This window comes from Micromonospora sp. SL1-18, from assembly GCF_047921505.1.
In the GTDB taxonomy this organism is placed as follows: Bacteria; Actinomycetota; Actinomycetes; order Mycobacteriales; family Micromonosporaceae; genus Micromonospora.
Window position 1 is genome coordinate 73,954 of record NZ_JBLROA010000021.1, and the last position, 17,233, is coordinate 91,186.

The following is a 17,233-nucleotide window of genomic DNA, read 5'->3' on the forward strand; positions in this document are numbered from 1 at the left end:
CGATCATGAAGTTGTTGTCGCGACACTCCGCGCCGGGTGACAACAACTTCATGATCAACGCGGCTGGCGGTGGGTGGTCAGACAGCGGCGCGTTCGCGGCCGGCGGGGAAGCGGTCGAGGACCCCGCTGCCGGCGAGCGCGCGAGTCAGGAAGAACGCGCCCACGCCGGCAACGACTGCGGAACTGACGACCGTGAGGACCGCGTAGGGAATGCGGTAGGTGGTCAGGTCGTACGTCGCGTTCCAGACGAAGAAGTCGAACAGGGCGGCGCTGAGGCCGGTCAGCGCCCCGGCGAGCACGGAGGTCGGCAGCCGGAACGAGCGGTAACGGAAGGCGGCGAACGCCAGCTCGGCGCCGAGCCCCTGGATCAGCCCCTGGACGACGGTGATCCCACCCCACTCGGAGCCGAGCAGCGCGGAGATCGTCGCGGCGACGGCCTCGCAGAACAGGGCCGCACCCGGCTTACGGATGACCAGACCCCCGAGCACGGCCGGGACCAGCCATACGCCGTACATGATCGCCTGCGCCGCGGGCGTGGCGGCGAAGAGCGGGTCGGCGGCGCGCCAGACCAGCCCCCAGGCCCAGAAGATGACCCCGAAGGCCACGGCGATCACGGCCGCGACGACGATGTCGATGGTGCGCCAGCGATTGCTGTCGGTTTGAGTCATGAGTTGCTCCCAGTTCAGCGGAACGAACCAGGAGAAGACGCACGCCGCGCCCGGATGCCCCGGACGGCGGCGCGGCTGGAGATCGACCGAACTCCCTGCGCTGGCATTACCCAGATCAGGTTCGAGGGTCTGCGGGCACCGGCCCGCACTCTCAGCGCTGTGCGCTCCCCTGTCGGATGTGAAGTTGTTTCCCGGCAGACGCTAGCATCGCCGTCCGCCGCCAGGCCAGCAGGGCGATCGACGCCCGCCCGGCTCGGTAGGCTGTCGATCATGCGGGTCGACGCGCGAGGCTTGACATTCGAGGTACGCCCCGGCGGCCCGGCGGACGGCATCCCGGTCCTGCTGCTGCACGGCTTCCCGCAGCACGGCGGCGAGTGGGACGAGGTGGTGCCGGCGCTGCACGCCGCCGGTCTGCGCACCTACGCACTCGATCAGCGCGGCTACTCGCCGGGCGCGCGGCCGGCGACCGTCGAGGCGTACCGGATTCCGGAGCTGGTGGCGGACGCGGCCGGCGTGCTCGACGCGCTCGGCGTGAAGGACGCGCACGTGGTCGGCCACGACTGGGGCGCGATCGTGGCGTGGGGGCTGGCGGCGGTGCACCCGGAGCGGCTCCGCACCCTGACCGCGGTGTCGGTGCCGCACCCGGCGGCGATGGCGCACGCGCTCGCCACCGACCTGCGGCAGAAGGCCCGTTCCGCCTACATCTCGCTGTTCCGCAAGCCCGGTAAGGCGGAGAAGGTGCTGCTCTCGCTGCGCGCGGCGGCGTTGCGAAGGATGCTCGGTGGGGTGGGCGACCCCGCGCGGGTGGCCCGGTACGCCGACCCGATGCGCGAGCCGGGCGCGCTGACCGCCGCGCTGAACTGGTACCGGGCCATGTCGGGTGCCGACCTGAAGGCCGTCGGGCCGGTCGACGTGCCGACCACGTTCATCTGGAGCGACCGGGACATCGCGATTGGCCGGACCGCCGCCGAGGCGTGCGCGGCCCACGTCACGGGCGACTACCGTTTCGTCGAGCTGTGCGGCGTCACCCACTGGATCCCGGACGAGGCGCCCGCCGCGCTGGCCGAGGCGATCCTTGCCCGGGTCACCCGATGACCGCGACAAGTAGGAAGCAGGAAATATGACGGTGAGCGCCGAGGCGTACCTGGCGGTGGTGACCGAGACGATCGGCCGGGTGGCCGCCGGCCAGCGGGAGGGGGTGGGCCGGGCGGCCGACCTGATCGCCGAGTCGCTGCGCGCCGACGGGGTGGTCCACGCCTTCGGCACGGGCCACTCGGAGGCCCTGGCGATGGAGATCGCCGGCCGGGCCGGTGGGTTGGTGCCCACCAACCGGATCGCGCTGCGCGACCTGGTGCTTTACGGCGGCGAGCCGGCCGACGTGCTCGGCCCGAAGCTGGAACGCGAGCCCGCCGTGGCGCACCGCCTCTACGAGCTGGCCCCGGTGCGCCCGCAGGATGTCTTCGTGCTCGCCTCCAACTCCGGCGTGAACGGGGCGATGGTGGAGTTCGCGTCGATCGTCAAGGAGCGTGGGCACGCCCTGATCGCGATCACGTCGGCCGCGCACTCGGCCCGGATGACCTCGCGCCACCCGTCGGGTCGCAAGCTGGCCGACTTCGCCGACGTGGCGCTCGACAACGGCGCCCCGTACGGCGACGCCACCCTGCCGCTGCCCGATGGCGGCGCGGTCGGTGCGGTCTCCTCGATCACCGCGGCGCTGCTGGCGCAGCAGATTGTGGCGGAGGTGGTGGTTCGGCTGCTGGCGGCGGGGGAGCGGCCCCCGGTCTACCTGTCGGCGAACATCACCGGCGGCGACGAGCACAACGCCGAGCTGGAGGCCCGCTACGCCGGCCGGATCCGCCGGGGGGCCTGAGCGCGAGGAGTGAGCCGGGGTTGCGGGCCCCGCAGTCGCGAACGAGGGGCGGCATGCCGAACCGGTTTCGCACCGGTCCGAACGGGCACAGCCGGTGTGGCCGGTGGGCGGGGCCTGCCGTCCGTCACGGAGGTGGCGCGTGCCCAAGGAGACCGAGAAGCAGCGCTGGCAGCGCAACTTCGCCGACCTGCTGCAGGAACTGCGGGTGGCGCAGACCGGCGTGCAGATCCTCTTCGCCTTCCTGCTCACCCTGCCGTTCAGCAGCGGTTTCACCCGGACCACCAACTTCCAGAAGGACACCTACATCGTCGCGCTGCTGGCCGCCGCCGCAGCCACCGCGATGATCATCTCGCCGGTCGCCTTCCACCGGGCGCTGTTCCGCCGGGGTCGTAAGCCCGAGCTGGTCTGGTTCGCGCACCGGGTGGCCATCGGCGGCCTGGCCTTCATGCTGATCGCGATGGTCAGCGCGGTCCTGCTGATCACCGACTTCGTGCTGGGCCGGCCGATGGCCCTGGTGCTGTCCGCGATAGCCGGGGCGTGGTTCCTGGCCTTCTGGTTGATCCTGCCGCTCGCCGCCAGACGCAACTGGGGCGACGGCGACATCGACGACGAGGACGACGGATCGCAGGTGCTGCCGGGCGACTGACCGCGCCAAATCGGACGCGCGGCGGAGGCTACCCCTGGGTAACACCCGCGGGTAACGTCGTTTTTGTCGAGCACGTCGACGCAGCCGGACCGAGGTCTCCAGGAGGCAGCCGTGACCACGACACAGAACAGCCGGCCCGACCCCGCGGGCGCATCCGGTCCCACCGGGCAGGTAGCCCCGATCGACGGCACGGAGCAGTCGGCCGGCGTTGCCGCGATTGGCGATGCCGAGCAGCCGGCCGGTGCTGCCGCGATCGGCGCGGCGGGCGGGGCGGGGCCGCTGCCCACCGAGGCCGGCCAGGTCTCCGAGAAGGAGGCCCGCCAGGTCGCCGAGGCGGCCCGCGAGACGGCCTGGGATCGGCCCAGCTTCGGCAAGGAGCTCTTCCTCGGCCGGTTCCGGCTCGACCTGATCAACCCGTGGCCGAGCGCCGACCCCGACGACGTCGCCCGGGCCGAGGAGTTCCTCGGCGCGTTCGGGGCGTACCTGGACTCCGAGGTGGACGGCGCCGCCATCGAGCGCGACGCGCACATCCCGGACGAGGTGTTCCACGGGCTGGCCCGGCTGGGCGCCTTCGGCATGAAGATCGACCGGAGGTACGGCGGCCTCGGGCTGAGCAACCTGCACTACTGCCGGGCGCTGATGCGGGCCGGCTCGGTCAACCCGGCCATCAGCGCGTTGCTCTCCGCGCACCAGTCGATCGGCGTGCCGCAGCCGCTGAAGATGTTCGGCACGCCCGAGCAGAAGCAGCATTTCCTGCCCCGGCTGGCCGCCGGTGTGGTGTCCGCGTTCCTGCTCACCGAGCCGGACGTCGGCTCCGACCCGGCCCGGTTGGCCACCACCGCCGAGCCCACCGACGACGGCACGGGCTACCGGCTCAACGGGGTGAAGCTGTGGGCCACCAACGGCACGGTCGCCACCCTGCTGGTGGTGATGGCCCGGGTGCCGGCCGCCGAGGGGCGGCGCGGCGGCATCACCGCCTTCGTGGTGGAGGGCGACAGCGAGGGCATCACCGTCGAGCGGCGCAACGCCTTCGTCGGCCTGCGCGGCCTGGAGAACAGCCTCACCCGGTTCCATGACGTCTTCGTGCCGAAGGAGAACGTGATCGGCGGCGAGGGCAAGGGGCTCAAGATCGCCTTGACCACGCTGAACACCGGCCGGCTCTCGCTGCCGGCCATGTGCGTCGGCGCCGGCAAGTGGTCGCTGAACGTGGCCCGGGAGTGGGCCGCCGACCGGGTCCAGTGGGGCCGGCCGGTCGGCGAGCACGAGGCGGTCGCCAAGAAGCTGGCGTTCATCGCCGCCACCACGTACGGCATGGAGAGCATGCTCGACCTGTCCTGCCTGCTCGCCGACGACGATCGCAACGACATCCGGATCGAGGCGGCGCTGGTGAAGCTCTACGCCAGCGAGATGGCCTGGAAGATCGCCGACGAGCTGATCCAGATCCGGGGCGGACGCGGCTACGAGACGGCCGAGTCCCTCGCGGCCCGGGGTGAGCGGCCGGCCGCGGTCGAGCAGATCCTGCGCGACCTGCGGATCAACCGGATCTTCGAGGGCTCCACCGAGATCATGCACCTGCTGATCGCCAGGGAGGCGGTCGACGCGCACCTGTCGGTGGCCGGCGACATCATCGACCCCGACGCCGGGCTGGGCCGCAAGGCGAAGGCGGGTGCCCGGGCCGGGGTCTTCTACGCGAAGTGGCTGCCCACCCTCGCCGTGGGCAAGGGGCAGGCTCCCGGGGCGTACGCGGAGTTCGGTCCGCTCGCCGGTCACCTGCGGCACGTCGAAAGGGCGTCCCGCAAGCTGGCCCGGTCCACCTTCTACGCGATGTCCCGCTGGCAGGGGAAGATGGAGCGCAAGCAGGCGTTCCTCGGCCGGGTGGTGGACATCGGCGCGGAGCTGTTCGCGATGTCCGCGGTCTGCGTACGGGCCGTCGCCGAGCGGGCGGAGCACCCGGAGAACGTCGAGCTGGCCGACCTGTTCTGCCGGCAGGCCCGGCTGCGAGTCGACGAGCTCTTCACCGCGCTCTGGTCCAACACCGATTCGCTGGACGTGGCGGCCGCGAAGCGGATCCTCGCCGGCCGGTACGCCGCGCTGGAGGAGGGCGTGGTGACCCCGCCGGCCGACCGTCCCTGGGTGGCCCGCTGGCAGCCCGGCCCGTCCACCGCCCAGGACGTCCGCCGCCGCATCCCGCCGCGGTGAGAGGAGGGCCCCCTGTTAGCGCCTGCGCTGGAGCAGGGGGCCCCGGTCAACACTCAGTGGGCGGCGACCGCCCAGGCCAGTACCGCGGCCAGGATGATGCCGTTCAGCGCGGCCAACACCAGGTACGCGGCCGGCGGGATCTTGCGCCCCTTGCGCACGTAGCTCACCAGGACGCCCGCGTACACCAGCAGCAGCACGGCGACGACGATCAGGAAGTACAGCACCGGCCCACCCTACCGGCCGGCCTTCAGGCCGAGTCTGCGCAGCTCCAGTGCGGCGAGCGCGTCGACGGTCGTGTCGTCGCCGCGGCGCCACGCCTCGGCCACGTCGGGCGCGATCCGGGCCAGCCGCCCGAGCGGTTGCCCGGCGAGCGCGCGCAGGGCCAGCAGGTCGCGCCCGGCCGGGGCGTTGGCCAGGGCCTGCGCCGCGCCGGCCCGGCGCATCCAGCGCAGCCGCAGCGGAAGCCAGCCGAAGAGCACGAGCCCGAGCGGGAGGACCAGCACCGCGATGCCCAGCCCGAGGGCCAGTTGGCCGACGAGTTCCTGCTGGTCGTGGCCGGCCTGGGCGACCGTGCGGGCGGCCTCCGCGGCCCGGGCGAAGGGGGCGGTCAGCTCGTCGCCCACCAGCGGCACCCGGCCGACCTTGCCGCCGGCATCGGCCAGGTTGTCGGCGAGGCCGCCGCCGGCCCCCTCCAGCTTCTGTCCGGGTACGGCGAGTTTCTCGATCATGTCGTGCAACCAGAGCGCGAAGCGGATCGCCACGTACACCCAGACGACCACGAGCAGATCGGTGAGGAGCTGACGGAGGGCGGTCGGAAAACGATCAGCGTAGATCTTCACGTCGCACAGCGTCCCATGGCCCGGCCACGTCGGCACCGACGGCTCCAGGTCGCGGCGCGGCGACAGACCGGCCTTCATTCGGTCCGGAGTGCCGCCTGGCGGCGCGGAGGCCGAATTACGGCCGCTAGCCGAGCTGGAGTTGTCGCAGGGGCGGAAATCTCAGCCGGCGCAGGTCGGGCAGGTGCCGAAGATCTCCAGGGTGTGGCTGACCTCGGCGTACCCGTGTTCGGCGGCGACCCGCTCCGCCCATTTCTCCACCGCCGGCCCGGCCACCTCCACCGTGCGGCCGCAGCGCCGGCAGACCACGTGGTGGTGGTGTCCCTCGCTGCACCGCCGGTAGAGGTGCTCGCCGCCGGGCGGGCGCATCACGTCGACCTCGCCGGCGTCGGCGAGCCCCTGCAACGTCCGGTAGACGGTGGTCAGCCCGACCCGCTCGCCCCGCTGGCGCAGCATCGCGTGCAGTTCCTGCGCGCTGTGGAAGCCCTCCGCCTCGGCCAGCAGTGCGCTCACCGCCGTCCGCTGCCGCGTGTTGCGCAACGTTCCCTCGCTCATGCCGATACCTCCCTGCGGTCGGCGTCGGCAGGAGCTGGGACTGGGTTGACGATTCGCTCGTTGCGCTCGCTCATGCCGACCCCTCCCTGGCGTGGCTGACGGCGTCCGCCACGATGTGCGCGACGTGCTCGTCCACCAGCGCGTACGCGATCTCCCGGCCGCGCCGGGAGCCGCGGACCACGCCCGCGCCGCGCAGCACCCGCAGGTGCTGGGAGACCAGCGGCTGCGGGGCGCCGAGCTTCTCCACCAGCTCGTGCACGCAGCGCTCGCCCTGGGCCAGCTCGCTCACGATCGCCAGCCGGATGGGCGCCGACAGCGCACGCAGCAGATCCCCCGCGCCCTCGAAGGCGTCGTACCCGTGTGCGGCGGTCACCCCGTAACGGTAACCAATGCCAGCAGTGCCGGCAGGTACGGGCTCACCGCAGCACCACCTCGGGCTCGCGCGGCTCGGCGACCGGCGCGGCGACCGGGCGGAACCGGCGGCGCAGCGCCCGCCAGCCCGCCGCGCCGAGCGCGACCACCAGGAACGAGCCGATGGCCACCAGCACCACCGACGCGCCCGGCGCGGTGTCGGCGGTGGCGGCCACCCAGATTCCCGCCCCGGCCGCGAAGAGCCCCAGCGCCATCGCCGCCGTCACGGTGCTGCGGAAGCCTCGGGTCACCTGCTGAGCGGTGGCCACCGGTACGACCATCAGGGCGCTGATCAGCAGCACCCCGACCGCCCGCATGGCGATGGTCACCGTCCACGCGGTGCCCACCGCGATGAGCAGGTTGAGCGCCCGGACCGGCAGCCCGGAGACTCTGGCGTACTCCTCGTCGTGGCAGACCGCGAAGAGCGCCGGGCGCAGCGCCAGCATGGCCACCAGGACCACCACGCCGAGCACCAGGATGGTGACCAGGTCCGCCGGGGAGGTGGTGATCAGCGAACCGAACAGGTACGAGTTGAGCTTCGCGCTGCCGGCGCCGGAGAGCCCGACCAGCAGGACGCCGCCGGCGATGCCGCCGTAGAAGAGCAGCGCCAGGGCCAGATCCCCGGAGGTACGCCCGCGCGAGCGGACGAGTTCGATGGCGATCGCGCCCAGCGTCGCCGCGATCACCGCCACCAGCACCGGGGAGCGGTTGAGCAGCAGCCCGGCGCCGACGCCGGTGAGCGCCACGTGGCCGATACCGTCGCCGATCAGCGCCAGCCGGCGCTGTACCAGGTAGATGCCGAGCGCCGGGGCGGCCAGCCCGATGACCAGCGCGCCGACCAGGGCGCGCAGCATGAAGTCGTACTGGAAGAGGTCCATGTCACATGCTCCACAGCCCGGCGGGCTCCTCGTCGCAGTGCGGGTGCACGTGCTCGTGGTCGGGGTCCGCGTGGTGGCCGGCCGGTTCCGGCACCGCGCCGTCGTGGGCGATCCCGCCCTCATGGACCACGACCGCCCGGCTGATCAGCGGGCGCAGCGGCCCCAGCTCGTGCGCGACCAGCAGCACCGTCCCGCCGCCGTCGACGAAGCCGCGCAGCGCCGCCGCGAATGCCTCCTGGCTGGCCGCGTCCACCCCGGCGGTCGGCTCGTCGAGCACCAGCAGTTCCGGCTGGCCGGCCAGGGCCCGGGCGATCAGGGTGCGCTGCTGCTGGCCGCCGGAGAGGGTGGCGACCGGATCATCGGCCCGGTCGGCGAGCCCGACCGCCCGCAGCGCGGCGGCGACCGCCTCCCGGTCGGCCCGTCCCGCCGGTCGCAGCACCCCCCGGCGGGCCAGCCGCCCGGATGCCACCACCTCCCGCACGGTGGCCGGTACGCCGCCGCCGGCGCCCAGCCGCTGCGGGACGTACCCGATGCGGTGCCACTGCCGGAAGCGGCGCTGGGTGGTGCCGAAGAGGGCGACCGACCCGGCGCCGAGCGGCACCAGGCCGAGCACGGCGCGGATCAGGGTCGACTTGCCGGAGCCGTTGGCACCGAGCACGGCGACCACCTCGCCGGCGGTGACGGTCAGCGAGACGTCCCGCAGCACCGGCCGGCCGTCGTAGCCGACGGCCGCGTGCACGACCTGGATCGCGGGTGCGGTCATGTCGTCGCCATGAGGCTTACCGGCACTGTGCTGATGATTCGTTCGCTGATGCTCGCTCATGAGCAGTCCAAGGCGGTACGTAGGGTTTGGAGGTTGGTACGCATCGCCGACAGGTAGTCGCCGTCGGCCGGCGCGCCCTCGATCGGGTCGAGTACGGCTGTCTTCGCGCCGACCGCACGGGCCACCGTCTCGGCGACCTTCGGGCTGACCAGTGTCTCGAAGAAGATGGTGGTGGCCTGATGGCTGCGGGCCTCCTGTGCCACCTCGGTGAGGCGCTGCGGGGAGGGTTCCCCGTCGGGGCTGAGGCCGGTGATGCCGACCTGTTCGAGCTGGTAGCGGGCGGTCAGGTAGCCGAACGCGGTGTGGCTGGTCACGATCTCCCGGCGCTGGCAGGTCCGCAGGCCCTGCGCGTAGTCGGCGTCCAGCTTCGTCAGCTCGGCGCGCAGTGCCGCCGCCCGGTCGGTGAACTCGGCGGCCCGGTCCGGGTCGATCTTGCCGAGCCGCTCGGCGAGCCGGTCGCCGATGGTGGCCAGCCGGATCGGGTCGAGCCAGACGTGCGGATCCTTGCCGCCGCTCTCGCCCTCGCTGTCGTGCCCGGCCTCGCCTCCGTGTTCGTGCTGGTGCCCGCCGGCTGCGGCATCCAGCAGCGGCTGCACGGCGGCGACATCGAACGCCCGGTCGCCACCGTTCTGCGTCACCGCCTCGTCCACGGCCGGCTGGAAGCCGGCGAGGTAGACGATCAGTTTGGCGTCGACGATCTGGCCGACCTGGCGCGGTTGCAGCTCCAGGTCGTGCGGCTCGGCGCCCGGCCGGGCCAGGTTGGTGGTCCGGATCGCGTCCCCGCCGACCCGCTCGGCGAGGAACTGGAGCGGGTAGAAGGCGACCACCACGTCGGCCCGGTCCGGGTCGCTTCCGCTGCCGCCCCCGTCGGAGCACGCGGCGACGCCGCCGACGGTGAGCAGAGCCGCGGTGGTCGCGGCCAGGATTCGTGAGGTGGAGCGGACGTTCATGTGACCAACTGTCCGCGATAACGAAATTGATTGTCAAAAACGCATGATTGCATGTCAGCGCGGCGCGCCGGATCAGAGCAGCTTGGCCAGCGCCACCGCGATCAACAGTGTCAGCATGAGCAGCCGCAGCACCCGGGTCGACGGCCGCTGCACCGGCCAGGTGACGGACATCAGCCACACCAGCAACACGGCCAGCGCCAGCAGCAGCACGCCGCCCGGCGGACCCGGTACGAACAGGCCCACCAGGACCAGGGCCAGCGTGGCCAGGAACACCGTCATCGGATTGAGCCGGGCCAGCCGGGCCAGCACGGGACTCTGCGTACGCTGCATTTCACAAACTTTACGAGGAGGAACCCCGTGCTGGTCACCAACCGGTTCTTGGTGAACCCCGACGGCGCGTCGGATTTCACCGAACGGGCGCACGCCGCCCTCGCCGCCCTCGCGGCCCGCCCCGGCTACCTGCGCGGGGAGTTGCTGCGGGCGTTGGACGACCCGTCGCACTGGTGCCTGGTCACCGAGTGGGAGTCGGTCGGGGCGTACCGGCGGGCGCTGGGCGGCTTCGACGTCAAGGTCACCGCGGTGCCGCTGCTGGCCCGGTCGGTCGACGAGCCGTCGGCGTACGAGACATTGGCCAGCGCCGCGCCGCAGGGCGAGGTGGTGGTCGCGGCCAGCGATCGGGCCGCAGGTCCTTACCGCTGATGCCCGGGGCACTACCCTGGCGCGTATGACCGCTCCCGGACCGGCCGCCCCGCCCCCGCCTCCCGTGCCGCCCGGCGTGCCGCCGGTACCGGGACCGCCGGCCGGACCCGGCTTTCCCGAGCCCCCGCCCGGCCCCGGGGTCGCCCCGCCGTTCGCGGCGCCGCCCACCGAGGGCGGCCGGACCCGGCTCTGGCTCGGTCTCGGCGTAGGCGCGCTCGCCGTGCTGCTCTGCTGCGGTGGGGGTGGCGCGGCCATCATCGGGCTGGCGGTGAGCAACGCCCAGGCCATCAAGGAGCAGGGCCGCACGGTCACCAACAACTACTACCGGGCGCTGGTCGACAAGGACTGGTCCAAGGCGTACGACCAGCTCTGCACCGACGCCCGCCGGCGCGAGTCCCGGCCCGAGTTCGAGCAGCGGGTGGCCACCGAGCCGCAGATCGCCGCCTACCGGGTGGGCGAGGTCGACGACCAGACGCTGACCGTGCCGGTGGACGTCACCCTCGCTGGCGGCAAACGGGAGGGGCAGACGGTGACCCTGACGCCCGACCAGCAGACGGGCGCCGTGAGGGTCTGCGGGGTGAGCTGACCGCGCCCCGGTATTGTGCTGGGCTTGGGACCACGCTGGTCGTACCGTTGTCCCGAACCGTCCGGTTCCACTCACATCGCCCCCGCCGACCGCCAGCCGGCGTAGGAGGAAACATGCCAGCCGACCGTATCGACGCCGTCGTCAGCCTCGCCAAGCGCCGGGGCTTCGTCTTCCCCTCCAGCGAGATCTACGGAGGCACCCGGTCGGCGTGGGACTACGGTCCGCTCGGCGTGGAGTTGAAGGAGAACGTCCGCCGGCAGTGGTGGAAGACCATGGTCCAGCAGCGCGACGACGTCGTCGGCCTGGACTCGGCGGTCATCCTGGCCCGCCAGGTCTGGGAGGCCAGCGGCCACATCGCCGAGTTCGTCGACCCGCTGACCGAGTGCCAGTCCTGCCACAAGCGGTTCCGCTCCGACCATCTGGAGGAGGCGTTCGAGGCCAAGCACGGCCGCCCGCCGACCTCGCTGGCCGAGATCAACTGCCCGAACTGCGGCAACAAGGGCACCTTCACCGAGCCGAAGATGTTCAACGGCCTGATGAAGACCTTCCTGGGCCCGGTGGAGAGCGACGAGGGCCTGCACTACCTGCGGCCGGAGACCGCCCAGGGCATCTTCGTCAACTACAAGAACGTGGAGACGGTCGCCCGCAAGAAGCCGCCGTTCGGCATCGCGCAGACCGGCAAGTCGTTCCGCAACGAGATCACCCCGGGCAACTTCATCTTCCGTACGCGTGAGTTCGAGCAGATGGAGATGGAGTTCTTCGTCGAGCCGGGCACCGACGAGGAGTGGCACGAGTACTGGCTGCGGGAGCGCTGGAACTGGTACCTCGACCTGGGCCTGTCCGAGGAGAACCTGCGCTTCTACGAGCACCCCAAGGAGAAGCTCTCCCACTACTCGAAGCGCACCGTCGACATCGAGTACCGGTTCCAGTTCGGCGGCAGCGAGTTCGCCGAACTGGAGGGCATCGCCAACCGCACCGACTTCGACCTGTCCACGCACGGCAAGCACTCCGGCGTCGACCTGTCGTACTTCGACCAGAGCAAGGGCGAGCGCTGGATCCCGTACGTCATCGAGCCGGCCGCCGGCCTGACCCGCGCGGTGCTCGCCTTCCTGCTCGAGGCGTACGACGAGGACGAGGCGCCGAACACCAAGGGCGGCGTGGACAAGCGCACGGTCATGCGCTTCGACCCGCGGCTGGCCCCGGTCAAGGTGGCGGTGCTGCCGCTGTCCCGCAACGAGGCGCTCTCGCCGAAAGCCCGGCAACTCGCCGCCGACCTGCGTAAGCGCTGGGTGGTCGAGTTCGACGACTCGCAGGCGATCGGCCGCCGCTACCGCCGGCAGGACGAGATCGGCACGCCGTTCTGCGTGACCGTCGACTTCGACACCCTCGACGACAACGCGGTGACCGTGCGGAACCGCGACACCATGGCCCAGGAGCGCATCTCCCTGGACCAGGTCGAGCGCTACCTGATCGAGCGCCTCCCCGGCTGCTGAGGTGTAAGGAGGGGCCCCTTATTAACGCCTCCGGTAGAGAAGGGGCCCCCTATTAACACTCCGATCCGTGCTGAGAGCGGGGCTGGGCGTGCACCCCGACAACCGCGCCGAGCCCCCGCCGCGCCGCGTACGCGTCCTCCACCGTCCGTCGTGCGCGGGCCGGCTCGCGGCGGATCTGGGCCGGGGTGAAATGCAGGATCAGCACGCCGAGTCGACTCAGCTCGTTGTGCCGGTCCAGCGTGCGCGCCCAGTCGCCCGGGCTGAAGTGGTACTCCTGCGAGTCCACCTCCAGGGCCACCGCCGCGTCTGCCAGGTAGCCGTCGGGCGTGGGTAGCGTGCGACCGTCTGCGGTCAGCAGGCGGGGATTCCAGAGCACCTCCGGCAGCACGGGACTGCCGGTCAGGCAGTCCCGCAGCTCCGCCTCGGGCGCGGAGCGGGTGCCCGCGACGACCTCGGAGAAAGCCTTCCGGATCAGCGCCGTTCGGCTTCGCCTGGCCCGGTGGATCTCCTCATCGAGCAGGCTGAGGTCGGTGAAGCCGCGCTGCACGGCCTCGGCGAGGATGGCACGTACCGGACGCAGGTGGCGCAGGCCCCGGGCGGCATCAACCACGGCCCGGGCGGGTGAGCAGACGGGGTAGACGGCCGTCGGCCGGGCCTTCGCGTCCAGCGCCAGCGCCCGTGCGATCACCGCGTGGCCGGCTGACTTCCGGCGCGCATGATGCGGCACGATCAGGTGTACGTCATCAGTGCGGGGGTTGGCAACAGATCCGGGTTTTATGGGCAGTCATAGTCGGACATTTGCATGTACTGTGGGGGTGTGAAGCTGTCAGACTGGGCACGCGAGCAGGGCGTGACTTATCAGACCGCTTGGCGGTGGGTGAAGGACGGCAAGATGCCGGTGCCTGTCCGTCAGGTGCCGTCTGGTACGTGGATCGTGCAAGAGGCCCCGGCTGCGGCCGGTCGCGTGGTCGGCTACTGCGGCGTGTCCTGCAGCGAGCAGAAGGGTGACCTGGACCGGCAGACCGTGCGGGTGGTGGCGGGGGCGAACGCCCAGGGCCTGGCCGTGGCGGAGATTGTGACTGGGGTCGGCTCGGGCCTGAACGGTAAGCGCCGCAAGCTGCATCGTCTCCTCGCCGACCCGACTGTGGCGGTGATCGTGGTCGAGCACGGGGACCGGCTGGCCCGGTTCGGTGTGGAGCACCTGCAAGCCGCGCTTTCTGCGACCGGGCGTCGTCTGGTGGTTCTGGACCTGGAGGAATCCACGGACGACCTGGTCAAGGACATGGCCGACGTGTTGACGTCGATGTGTGCCCGGCTGTACGGGCAGCGGGCGGGCAAGTACCGTGCCGCCCGTGCTCTGGCTGCCGCTACCGGCGGGGAGCCGTTGGTGTGAGGAAGTTCGAGCCGCGTCCTGGTTTCGTGGTCCAGGCGTTCCGTTTCGCGTTGGATCCGAACGTCACGCAGGAGCAGCGGCTGCGGTCGCACTGTGGTGCGGCTCGCGCCGCCTTCAACTGGGCCGTTTCCTGGGTGATGGCGTCGTGGTGGCAGCGCAAGGCGGAGGCCTCGTACGGCATCGGCGAGGAGGAGCAGACGCCGTGGCGGCCGTGGTCGCTGCTGGTGTTGCGGAAGGTGTTCAACGAGGTCAAGAAGACCGACCCGCGTTTCGCCGGCTGGTGGGAGGAGAACTCGAAGGAGGCGTACAGCACAGGTTTGGCGAACGCGGCGGCGGCGTTCGACAACTACGCCACGTCCAAGCGCGGCCAGCGTGAGGGCAAGCGTGTGGGTATGCCCCGACTCAAGTCGAAGCACAATGCGCGGCTGGCTTGCCGGTTCACTACCGGCGCCATCCGGCTGGAGCCGGACCGGCGGCACGTGACGCTGCCGCGGCTCGGGATGATCCGTACCCACGAGTCCACCCGCAAGCTGGAACGCCGTATCGGCAACGGCACCGCCCGTATCTTGTCGGCCACGGTCAGGTTTGAGCGGGGCCGGTGGTTCGTGGCCTTCCAGGTCGAGATCCAGCGTGCCACCGACCGCACCCCGACCCGCTCGGATGTGGTGGCGGGTGTGGACCTGGGTGTGAAATGCCTCGCGGTGATCGCCGACAACCGCGGGGAGGTGCGGTTTGTGCCGAACCCGGCGCACTACGACGGCGCGCTCAAGCACCTCAAACGGCTGTCCCGGCGGGTGGTCCGCCGTCAGGGGCCGGACCGGCGCACCGGGCAGCGGCCGTCCAGACGATGGGCGGTCGCGAACGCCGAACGCAACCGCGTGCACCATCGGGTGGCGAATCTCCGCGCTGACGGGCTGCACAAGCTCACCACCGGCATCACCGGCGAGTACGGCACCGTGGTGGTCGAAGACCTCAACGTGGCCGGCATGCTCCGCAACCGACGCCTCGCCCGCAAGATCGCCGACGCCGGGTTCGGGGAGATCCGCCGGCAGGTGGGGTACAAAACCGCGTGGAACGGTGGTCGGCGGATAGTAGCCGACCGCTGGTATCCCTCCAGCAAGACCTGCTCGCACTGCCGCGTAGTGAAAGCCAAGCTGCCGCTGCAAGTGCGAGTGTTCCGCTGCGACGCCTGCGACCTGGTTATCGACCGGGACGAGAACGCAGCCCGCAACCTCGCCGCCCTCGCTGCGGCAGAAACAACGGGTACCGGAGTGGCCGGAGACCCGGGCGTGCAAGCGCCGAAACCGCGTGGAGCCGACCGTAAGACCCGCACCACCACCACCCGCAGCCGCAAGGCCACGGGTGGGCGGGCAGGTGGCGCAACCCTGCCGCATCGACGGCAGGAGGAAACGCGAGACCGTCATCAGGACACCGAAACGCACCCCGCGCTCCGGTGACACCGTTACGGACCTTTCCAGCCGAAAGGCTGGGATTGCTGACATCCGACTACGGAGTCAGCAACGGCTGTACCGGAAGCCGTACCAGGACAGTGCGGCCAGGCCGGTCAACTGGGCGTCGGTGCCGGCGTAGAGCGCCGCCGAGATCCGTCGTTGTTCGTCGGTCAGCGTGCCGGTGAACAGGGCGTACGTCGCCGGCAGCACGCGTTGCCAAAGCCCTCGGCGGGTTTGCCGGTAGAGGAACATGTCATCGAAGCCGGCGGCGAGCAGCTGCGCCCGGGTGACGATCTGCTGCTGGCGATCCGCTGCCTCCGCCAACTGCGGGGAATGGTCGATCATGGTCGCAGACTGGCTCCGCCGATCCGGGCTTGTCCTGCCCCAGGCCCCCGGCTGTGGACCGCCCGCCGCCTTGTGGAGGAGCCCTGTGGTTCGGCCAGTTGTGATATGCGCCCTGTTAACAGGGGGCCCCTGCTATGCAGGAGGCGTTAATAAGGGGCCCCTCCTTACACTTATCCGGTGACCGTGCCCGCGCTGCGTTCGTTGACCCTCGGGCGGCATCAGGTGTGGCCGCCGGTGGTGCTCGCGCCGATGGCGGGGATCACCAACGTCGGCTTCCGCCGGCTCTGCCGTGAGCAGGGCGGCGGCATCTACGTCTGCGAGATGATCACCACCAGGGCGCTGGTCGAGCGGAACCCGAAGACGCTGCGCATGATCGCCTTCGGCCCGGAGGAGCAGCCCCGCAGCCTCCAGCTCTACGGCACCGATCCGGAGATCACCGCCGCCGCGGTGCGGATCGTGGTGGAGCGGGATCTCGCCGACCACATCGACCTGAACTTCGGCTGCCCGGTTCCCAAGGTCACCCGGCGCGGCGGCGGGTCGGCCCTGCCGTGGCGGCGCCGGCTCTTCGCGCGGCTGGTCAAGGCCGCGGTGGACGTCGCGTCGCCCGCCGGGGTGCCGGTCACCGTCAAGATGCGCAAGGGCATCGACGACGACCACCTGACGTACGTCGAGGCCGGGCTCGCTGCCCAGGACGCGGGCGTCGCGGCGGTCGCCCTGCACGGGCGTACGGCCGCGCAGCGCTACTCGGGCACGGCCGACTGGGACGCCATAGCCACTCTGAAGCAGGCGCTGGACGTGCCGGTGCTCGGCAACGGCGACATCTGGGAGGCCGACGACGCGCTGCGGATGGTCGCCCACACCGGGGTGGACGGCGTGGTGATCGGGCGTGGCTGCCTGGGCAGGCCCTGGCTCTTCGCCGACCTGGAGGCCGCCTTCGACGGCCGCTCGGAACGGCGGCTGCCGACCCTGGGCGAGGTGGCGGTGACCATGCGGCGCCACGCCGAGCTGCTGGTCGACCAGTTCGTGGCCGGCGCTCGCAACCCGGCCCGGGGCGAGCGGGACGGCTGCACCGACTTCCGCAAGCACGTCGCCTGGTACCTCAAGGGCTTTCCGATCGGCAGCGAGCTGCGCCGCTCCCTGGCGATGATCGACGGCTTGGCCCAGCTCGACGATCTGCTCGGCAAGCTCGACCCGGCCGTGCCGTTCCCGGTGGAGACCCTCGGCCAGCCGCGCGGCCGGACCAACTCCGCGGGCAAGGTGTTCCTGCCTGACGGCTGGCTGGCCAGCCGGGACGACGACACCCCGCCGGATGGCGCCGAGCTGGACGACTCCGGCGGCTGACCGCCGGCCTCGATCCGCACACTTTCTCGGGGAAGTTGCTGTCTCCCCGCGCCGGGAGGCAGCAACTTCCCCGAAAGTGTCGGTGCCGG

Annotated in this window: 21 protein-coding genes and 1 riboswitch; of the genes, 10 read left to right on the plus strand and 11 right to left on the minus strand. The window is 71.5% G+C overall.

Going from position 1 to position 17,233, the window contains the following annotated elements; all coding sequences use genetic code 11:
• Nucleotides 1-77 precede the first annotated feature (77 nt).
• A complete protein-coding gene (locus ACNAW0_RS13130) occupies nt 78-668 on the minus strand; it encodes an ECF transporter S component (RefSeq protein ID WP_416288093.1) in 591 nt (196 codons plus the stop codon).
• A gap of 74 nt (nt 669-742) precedes the next feature.
• Nucleotides 743-849, minus strand: a riboswitch (TPP riboswitch).
• An 89-nt stretch (nt 850-938) separates the two neighbouring features.
• Here ACNAW0_RS13130 and ACNAW0_RS13135 point away from each other — a divergent pair.
• From ACNAW0_RS13135 to ACNAW0_RS13150, 4 genes are all read left to right on the plus strand, one after another.
• Entirely contained in the window at nt 939-1,763 is an 825-nt protein-coding gene (locus ACNAW0_RS13135) for an alpha/beta fold hydrolase (protein WP_416288094.1), read from the plus strand.
• A gap of 25 nt (nt 1,764-1,788) precedes the next feature.
• Entirely contained in the window at nt 1,789-2,538 is a 750-nt protein-coding gene (locus ACNAW0_RS13140; protein ID WP_416288095.1) for a sugar isomerase domain-containing protein, read from the plus strand.
• Nucleotides 2,539-2,677: 139 nt separating this feature from the next.
• Entirely contained in the window at nt 2,678-3,184 is a 507-nt protein-coding gene (locus ACNAW0_RS13145) for a DUF6328 family protein (protein WP_416288096.1), read from the plus strand.
• A 111-nt stretch (nt 3,185-3,295) separates the two neighbouring features.
• Nucleotides 3,296-5,383 (plus strand): acyl-CoA dehydrogenase family protein, encoded by a 2,088-nt coding sequence (locus ACNAW0_RS13150; protein WP_416288097.1) that lies wholly within the window; start codon nt 3,296-3,298, stop codon nt 5,381-5,383.
• A 53-nt stretch (nt 5,384-5,436) separates the two neighbouring features.
• Here the strand turns inward: ACNAW0_RS13150 and ACNAW0_RS13155 are convergent, their stop codons facing one another.
• The 8 genes from ACNAW0_RS13155 to ACNAW0_RS13190 all read right to left on the minus strand — a co-directional run bounded on the left by ACNAW0_RS13155 (nt 5,437) and on the right by ACNAW0_RS13190 (nt 10,166).
• The gene (locus ACNAW0_RS13155; RefSeq protein ID WP_416288098.1) at nt 5,437-5,607 is read right to left on the minus strand and encodes a hypothetical protein; all 171 of its coding nucleotides are present in this window, start codon (nt 5,605-5,607) and stop codon (nt 5,437-5,439) included.
• A gap of 9 nt (nt 5,608-5,616) precedes the next feature.
• Complete coding sequence (locus ACNAW0_RS13160) at nt 5,617-6,222, minus strand: hypothetical protein (RefSeq protein WP_416288099.1); 606 nt, start codon at nt 6,220-6,222, stop codon at nt 5,617-5,619.
• Between the two features lie 159 nt (nt 6,223-6,381).
• Nucleotides 6,382-6,774 carry a Fur family transcriptional regulator gene (locus tag ACNAW0_RS13165; protein WP_416288100.1) on the minus strand — a complete coding sequence of 131 codons (393 nt, stop codon included), beginning with the start codon at nt 6,772-6,774 and terminating at the stop codon, nt 6,382-6,384.
• A 70-nt stretch (nt 6,775-6,844) separates the two neighbouring features.
• Nucleotides 6,845-7,147 carry an ArsR/SmtB family transcription factor gene (locus tag ACNAW0_RS13170; RefSeq protein WP_416288101.1) on the minus strand — a complete coding sequence of 101 codons (303 nt, stop codon included), beginning with the start codon at nt 7,145-7,147 and terminating at the stop codon, nt 6,845-6,847.
• Between the two features lie 43 nt (nt 7,148-7,190).
• Nucleotides 7,191-8,063 carry a metal ABC transporter permease gene (locus tag ACNAW0_RS13175; RefSeq protein WP_416288102.1) on the minus strand — a complete coding sequence of 291 codons (873 nt, stop codon included), beginning with the start codon at nt 8,061-8,063 and terminating at the stop codon, nt 7,191-7,193.
• A 1-nt stretch (nt 8,064) separates the two neighbouring features.
• Nucleotides 8,065-8,826: a metal ABC transporter ATP-binding protein gene (locus ACNAW0_RS13180; RefSeq protein WP_416288103.1), complete on the minus strand. Its 762-nt coding sequence runs from the start codon at nt 8,824-8,826 to the stop codon at nt 8,065-8,067.
• Between the two features lie 56 nt (nt 8,827-8,882).
• Entirely contained in the window at nt 8,883-9,836 is a 954-nt protein-coding gene (locus tag ACNAW0_RS13185; RefSeq protein ID WP_416288104.1) for a metal ABC transporter substrate-binding protein, read from the minus strand.
• Between the two features lie 72 nt (nt 9,837-9,908).
• Entirely contained in the window at nt 9,909-10,166 is a 258-nt protein-coding gene (locus tag ACNAW0_RS13190) for a DUF6703 family protein (protein WP_416288105.1), read from the minus strand.
• Nucleotides 10,167-10,193: 27 nt separating this feature from the next.
• On the opposite strand from ACNAW0_RS13190, the gene ACNAW0_RS13195 reads away from it, so the two are divergent.
• The 3 genes from ACNAW0_RS13195 (at nt 10,194) to ACNAW0_RS13205 (ending at nt 12,614) form a co-directional block, all read left to right on the plus strand.
• Complete coding sequence (locus tag ACNAW0_RS13195; RefSeq protein ID WP_416288106.1) at nt 10,194-10,535, plus strand: antibiotic biosynthesis monooxygenase family protein; 342 nt, start codon at nt 10,194-10,196, stop codon at nt 10,533-10,535.
• A 25-nt stretch (nt 10,536-10,560) separates the two neighbouring features.
• Nucleotides 10,561-11,121: a hypothetical protein gene (locus ACNAW0_RS13200; RefSeq protein ID WP_416288107.1), complete on the plus strand. Its 561-nt coding sequence runs from the start codon at nt 10,561-10,563 to the stop codon at nt 11,119-11,121.
• Between the two features lie 113 nt (nt 11,122-11,234).
• Entirely contained in the window at nt 11,235-12,614 is a 1,380-nt protein-coding gene (locus ACNAW0_RS13205) for a glycine--tRNA ligase (protein WP_416288108.1), read from the plus strand.
• 52 nt (nt 12,615-12,666) lie between these two features.
• Here ACNAW0_RS13205 and ACNAW0_RS13210 read toward each other — a convergent pair whose 3' ends face one another.
• Entirely contained in the window at nt 12,667-13,302 is a 636-nt protein-coding gene (locus tag ACNAW0_RS13210; protein WP_416288109.1) for a hypothetical protein, read from the minus strand.
• A gap of 129 nt (nt 13,303-13,431) precedes the next feature.
• Here ACNAW0_RS13210 and ACNAW0_RS13215 point away from each other — a divergent pair, with 129 nt between their 5' ends.
• Both ACNAW0_RS13215 and tnpB read left to right on the plus strand, forming a co-directional pair.
• The gene (locus tag ACNAW0_RS13215; protein ID WP_416288110.1) at nt 13,432-14,007 is read left to right on the plus strand and encodes an IS607 family transposase; all 576 of its coding nucleotides are present in this window, start codon (nt 13,432-13,434) and stop codon (nt 14,005-14,007) included.
• Nucleotides 14,004-15,464 carry an IS607 family element RNA-guided endonuclease TnpB gene (gene tnpB / locus ACNAW0_RS13220; protein ID WP_416288111.1) on the plus strand — a complete coding sequence of 487 codons (1,461 nt, stop codon included), beginning with the start codon at nt 14,004-14,006 and terminating at the stop codon, nt 15,462-15,464. Before ACNAW0_RS13215 ends, tnpB begins: the two co-directional genes overlap by 4 nt.
• A gap of 57 nt (nt 15,465-15,521) precedes the next feature.
• Here tnpB and ACNAW0_RS13225 read toward each other — a convergent pair whose 3' ends face one another.
• Entirely contained in the window at nt 15,522-15,803 is a 282-nt protein-coding gene (locus tag ACNAW0_RS13225; RefSeq protein ID WP_416288112.1) for a type IV toxin-antitoxin system AbiEi family antitoxin domain-containing protein, read from the minus strand.
• A gap of 177 nt (nt 15,804-15,980) precedes the next feature.
• On the opposite strand from ACNAW0_RS13225, the gene dusB reads away from it, so the two are divergent.
• Entirely contained in the window at nt 15,981-17,144 is a 1,164-nt protein-coding gene (dusB, locus tag ACNAW0_RS13230) for a tRNA dihydrouridine synthase DusB (RefSeq protein WP_416288113.1), read from the plus strand.
• Nucleotides 17,145-17,233 lie beyond the last annotated feature (89 nt).

Coding starts and splice junctions, on each gene's coding strand:
- ACNAW0_RS13135 (WP_416288094.1), top strand. CDS start 939: ATGCGGGTCGACGCGCGAGGCTTGACATTCGAGGTACGCCCCGGCGGC.
- ACNAW0_RS13185 (WP_416288104.1), bottom strand. CDS start 9,836: ATGAACGTCCGCTCCACCTCACGAATCCTGGCCGCGACCACCGCGGCT.
- ACNAW0_RS13200 (WP_416288107.1), top strand. CDS start 10,561: ATGACCGCTCCCGGACCGGCCGCCCCGCCCCCGCCTCCCGTGCCGCCC.
- ACNAW0_RS13140 (WP_416288095.1), top strand. CDS start 1,789: ATGACGGTGAGCGCCGAGGCGTACCTGGCGGTGGTGACCGAGACGATC.
- ACNAW0_RS13225 (WP_416288112.1), bottom strand. CDS start 15,803: ATGATCGACCATTCCCCGCAGTTGGCGGAGGCAGCGGATCGCCAGCAG.
- ACNAW0_RS13180 (WP_416288103.1), bottom strand. CDS start 8,826: ATGACCGCACCCGCGATCCAGGTCGTGCACGCGGCCGTCGGCTACGAC.
- ACNAW0_RS13175 (WP_416288102.1), bottom strand. CDS start 8,063: ATGGACCTCTTCCAGTACGACTTCATGCTGCGCGCCCTGGTCGGCGCG.
- ACNAW0_RS13190 (WP_416288105.1), bottom strand. CDS start 10,166: ATGCAGCGTACGCAGAGTCCCGTGCTGGCCCGGCTGGCCCGGCTCAAT.
- ACNAW0_RS13130 (WP_416288093.1), bottom strand. CDS start 668: ATGACTCAAACCGACAGCAATCGCTGGCGCACCATCGACATCGTCGTC.
- ACNAW0_RS13165 (WP_416288100.1), bottom strand. CDS start 6,774: ATGAGCGAGGGAACGTTGCGCAACACGCGGCAGCGGACGGCGGTGAGC.
- ACNAW0_RS13205 (WP_416288108.1), top strand. CDS start 11,235: ATGCCAGCCGACCGTATCGACGCCGTCGTCAGCCTCGCCAAGCGCCGG.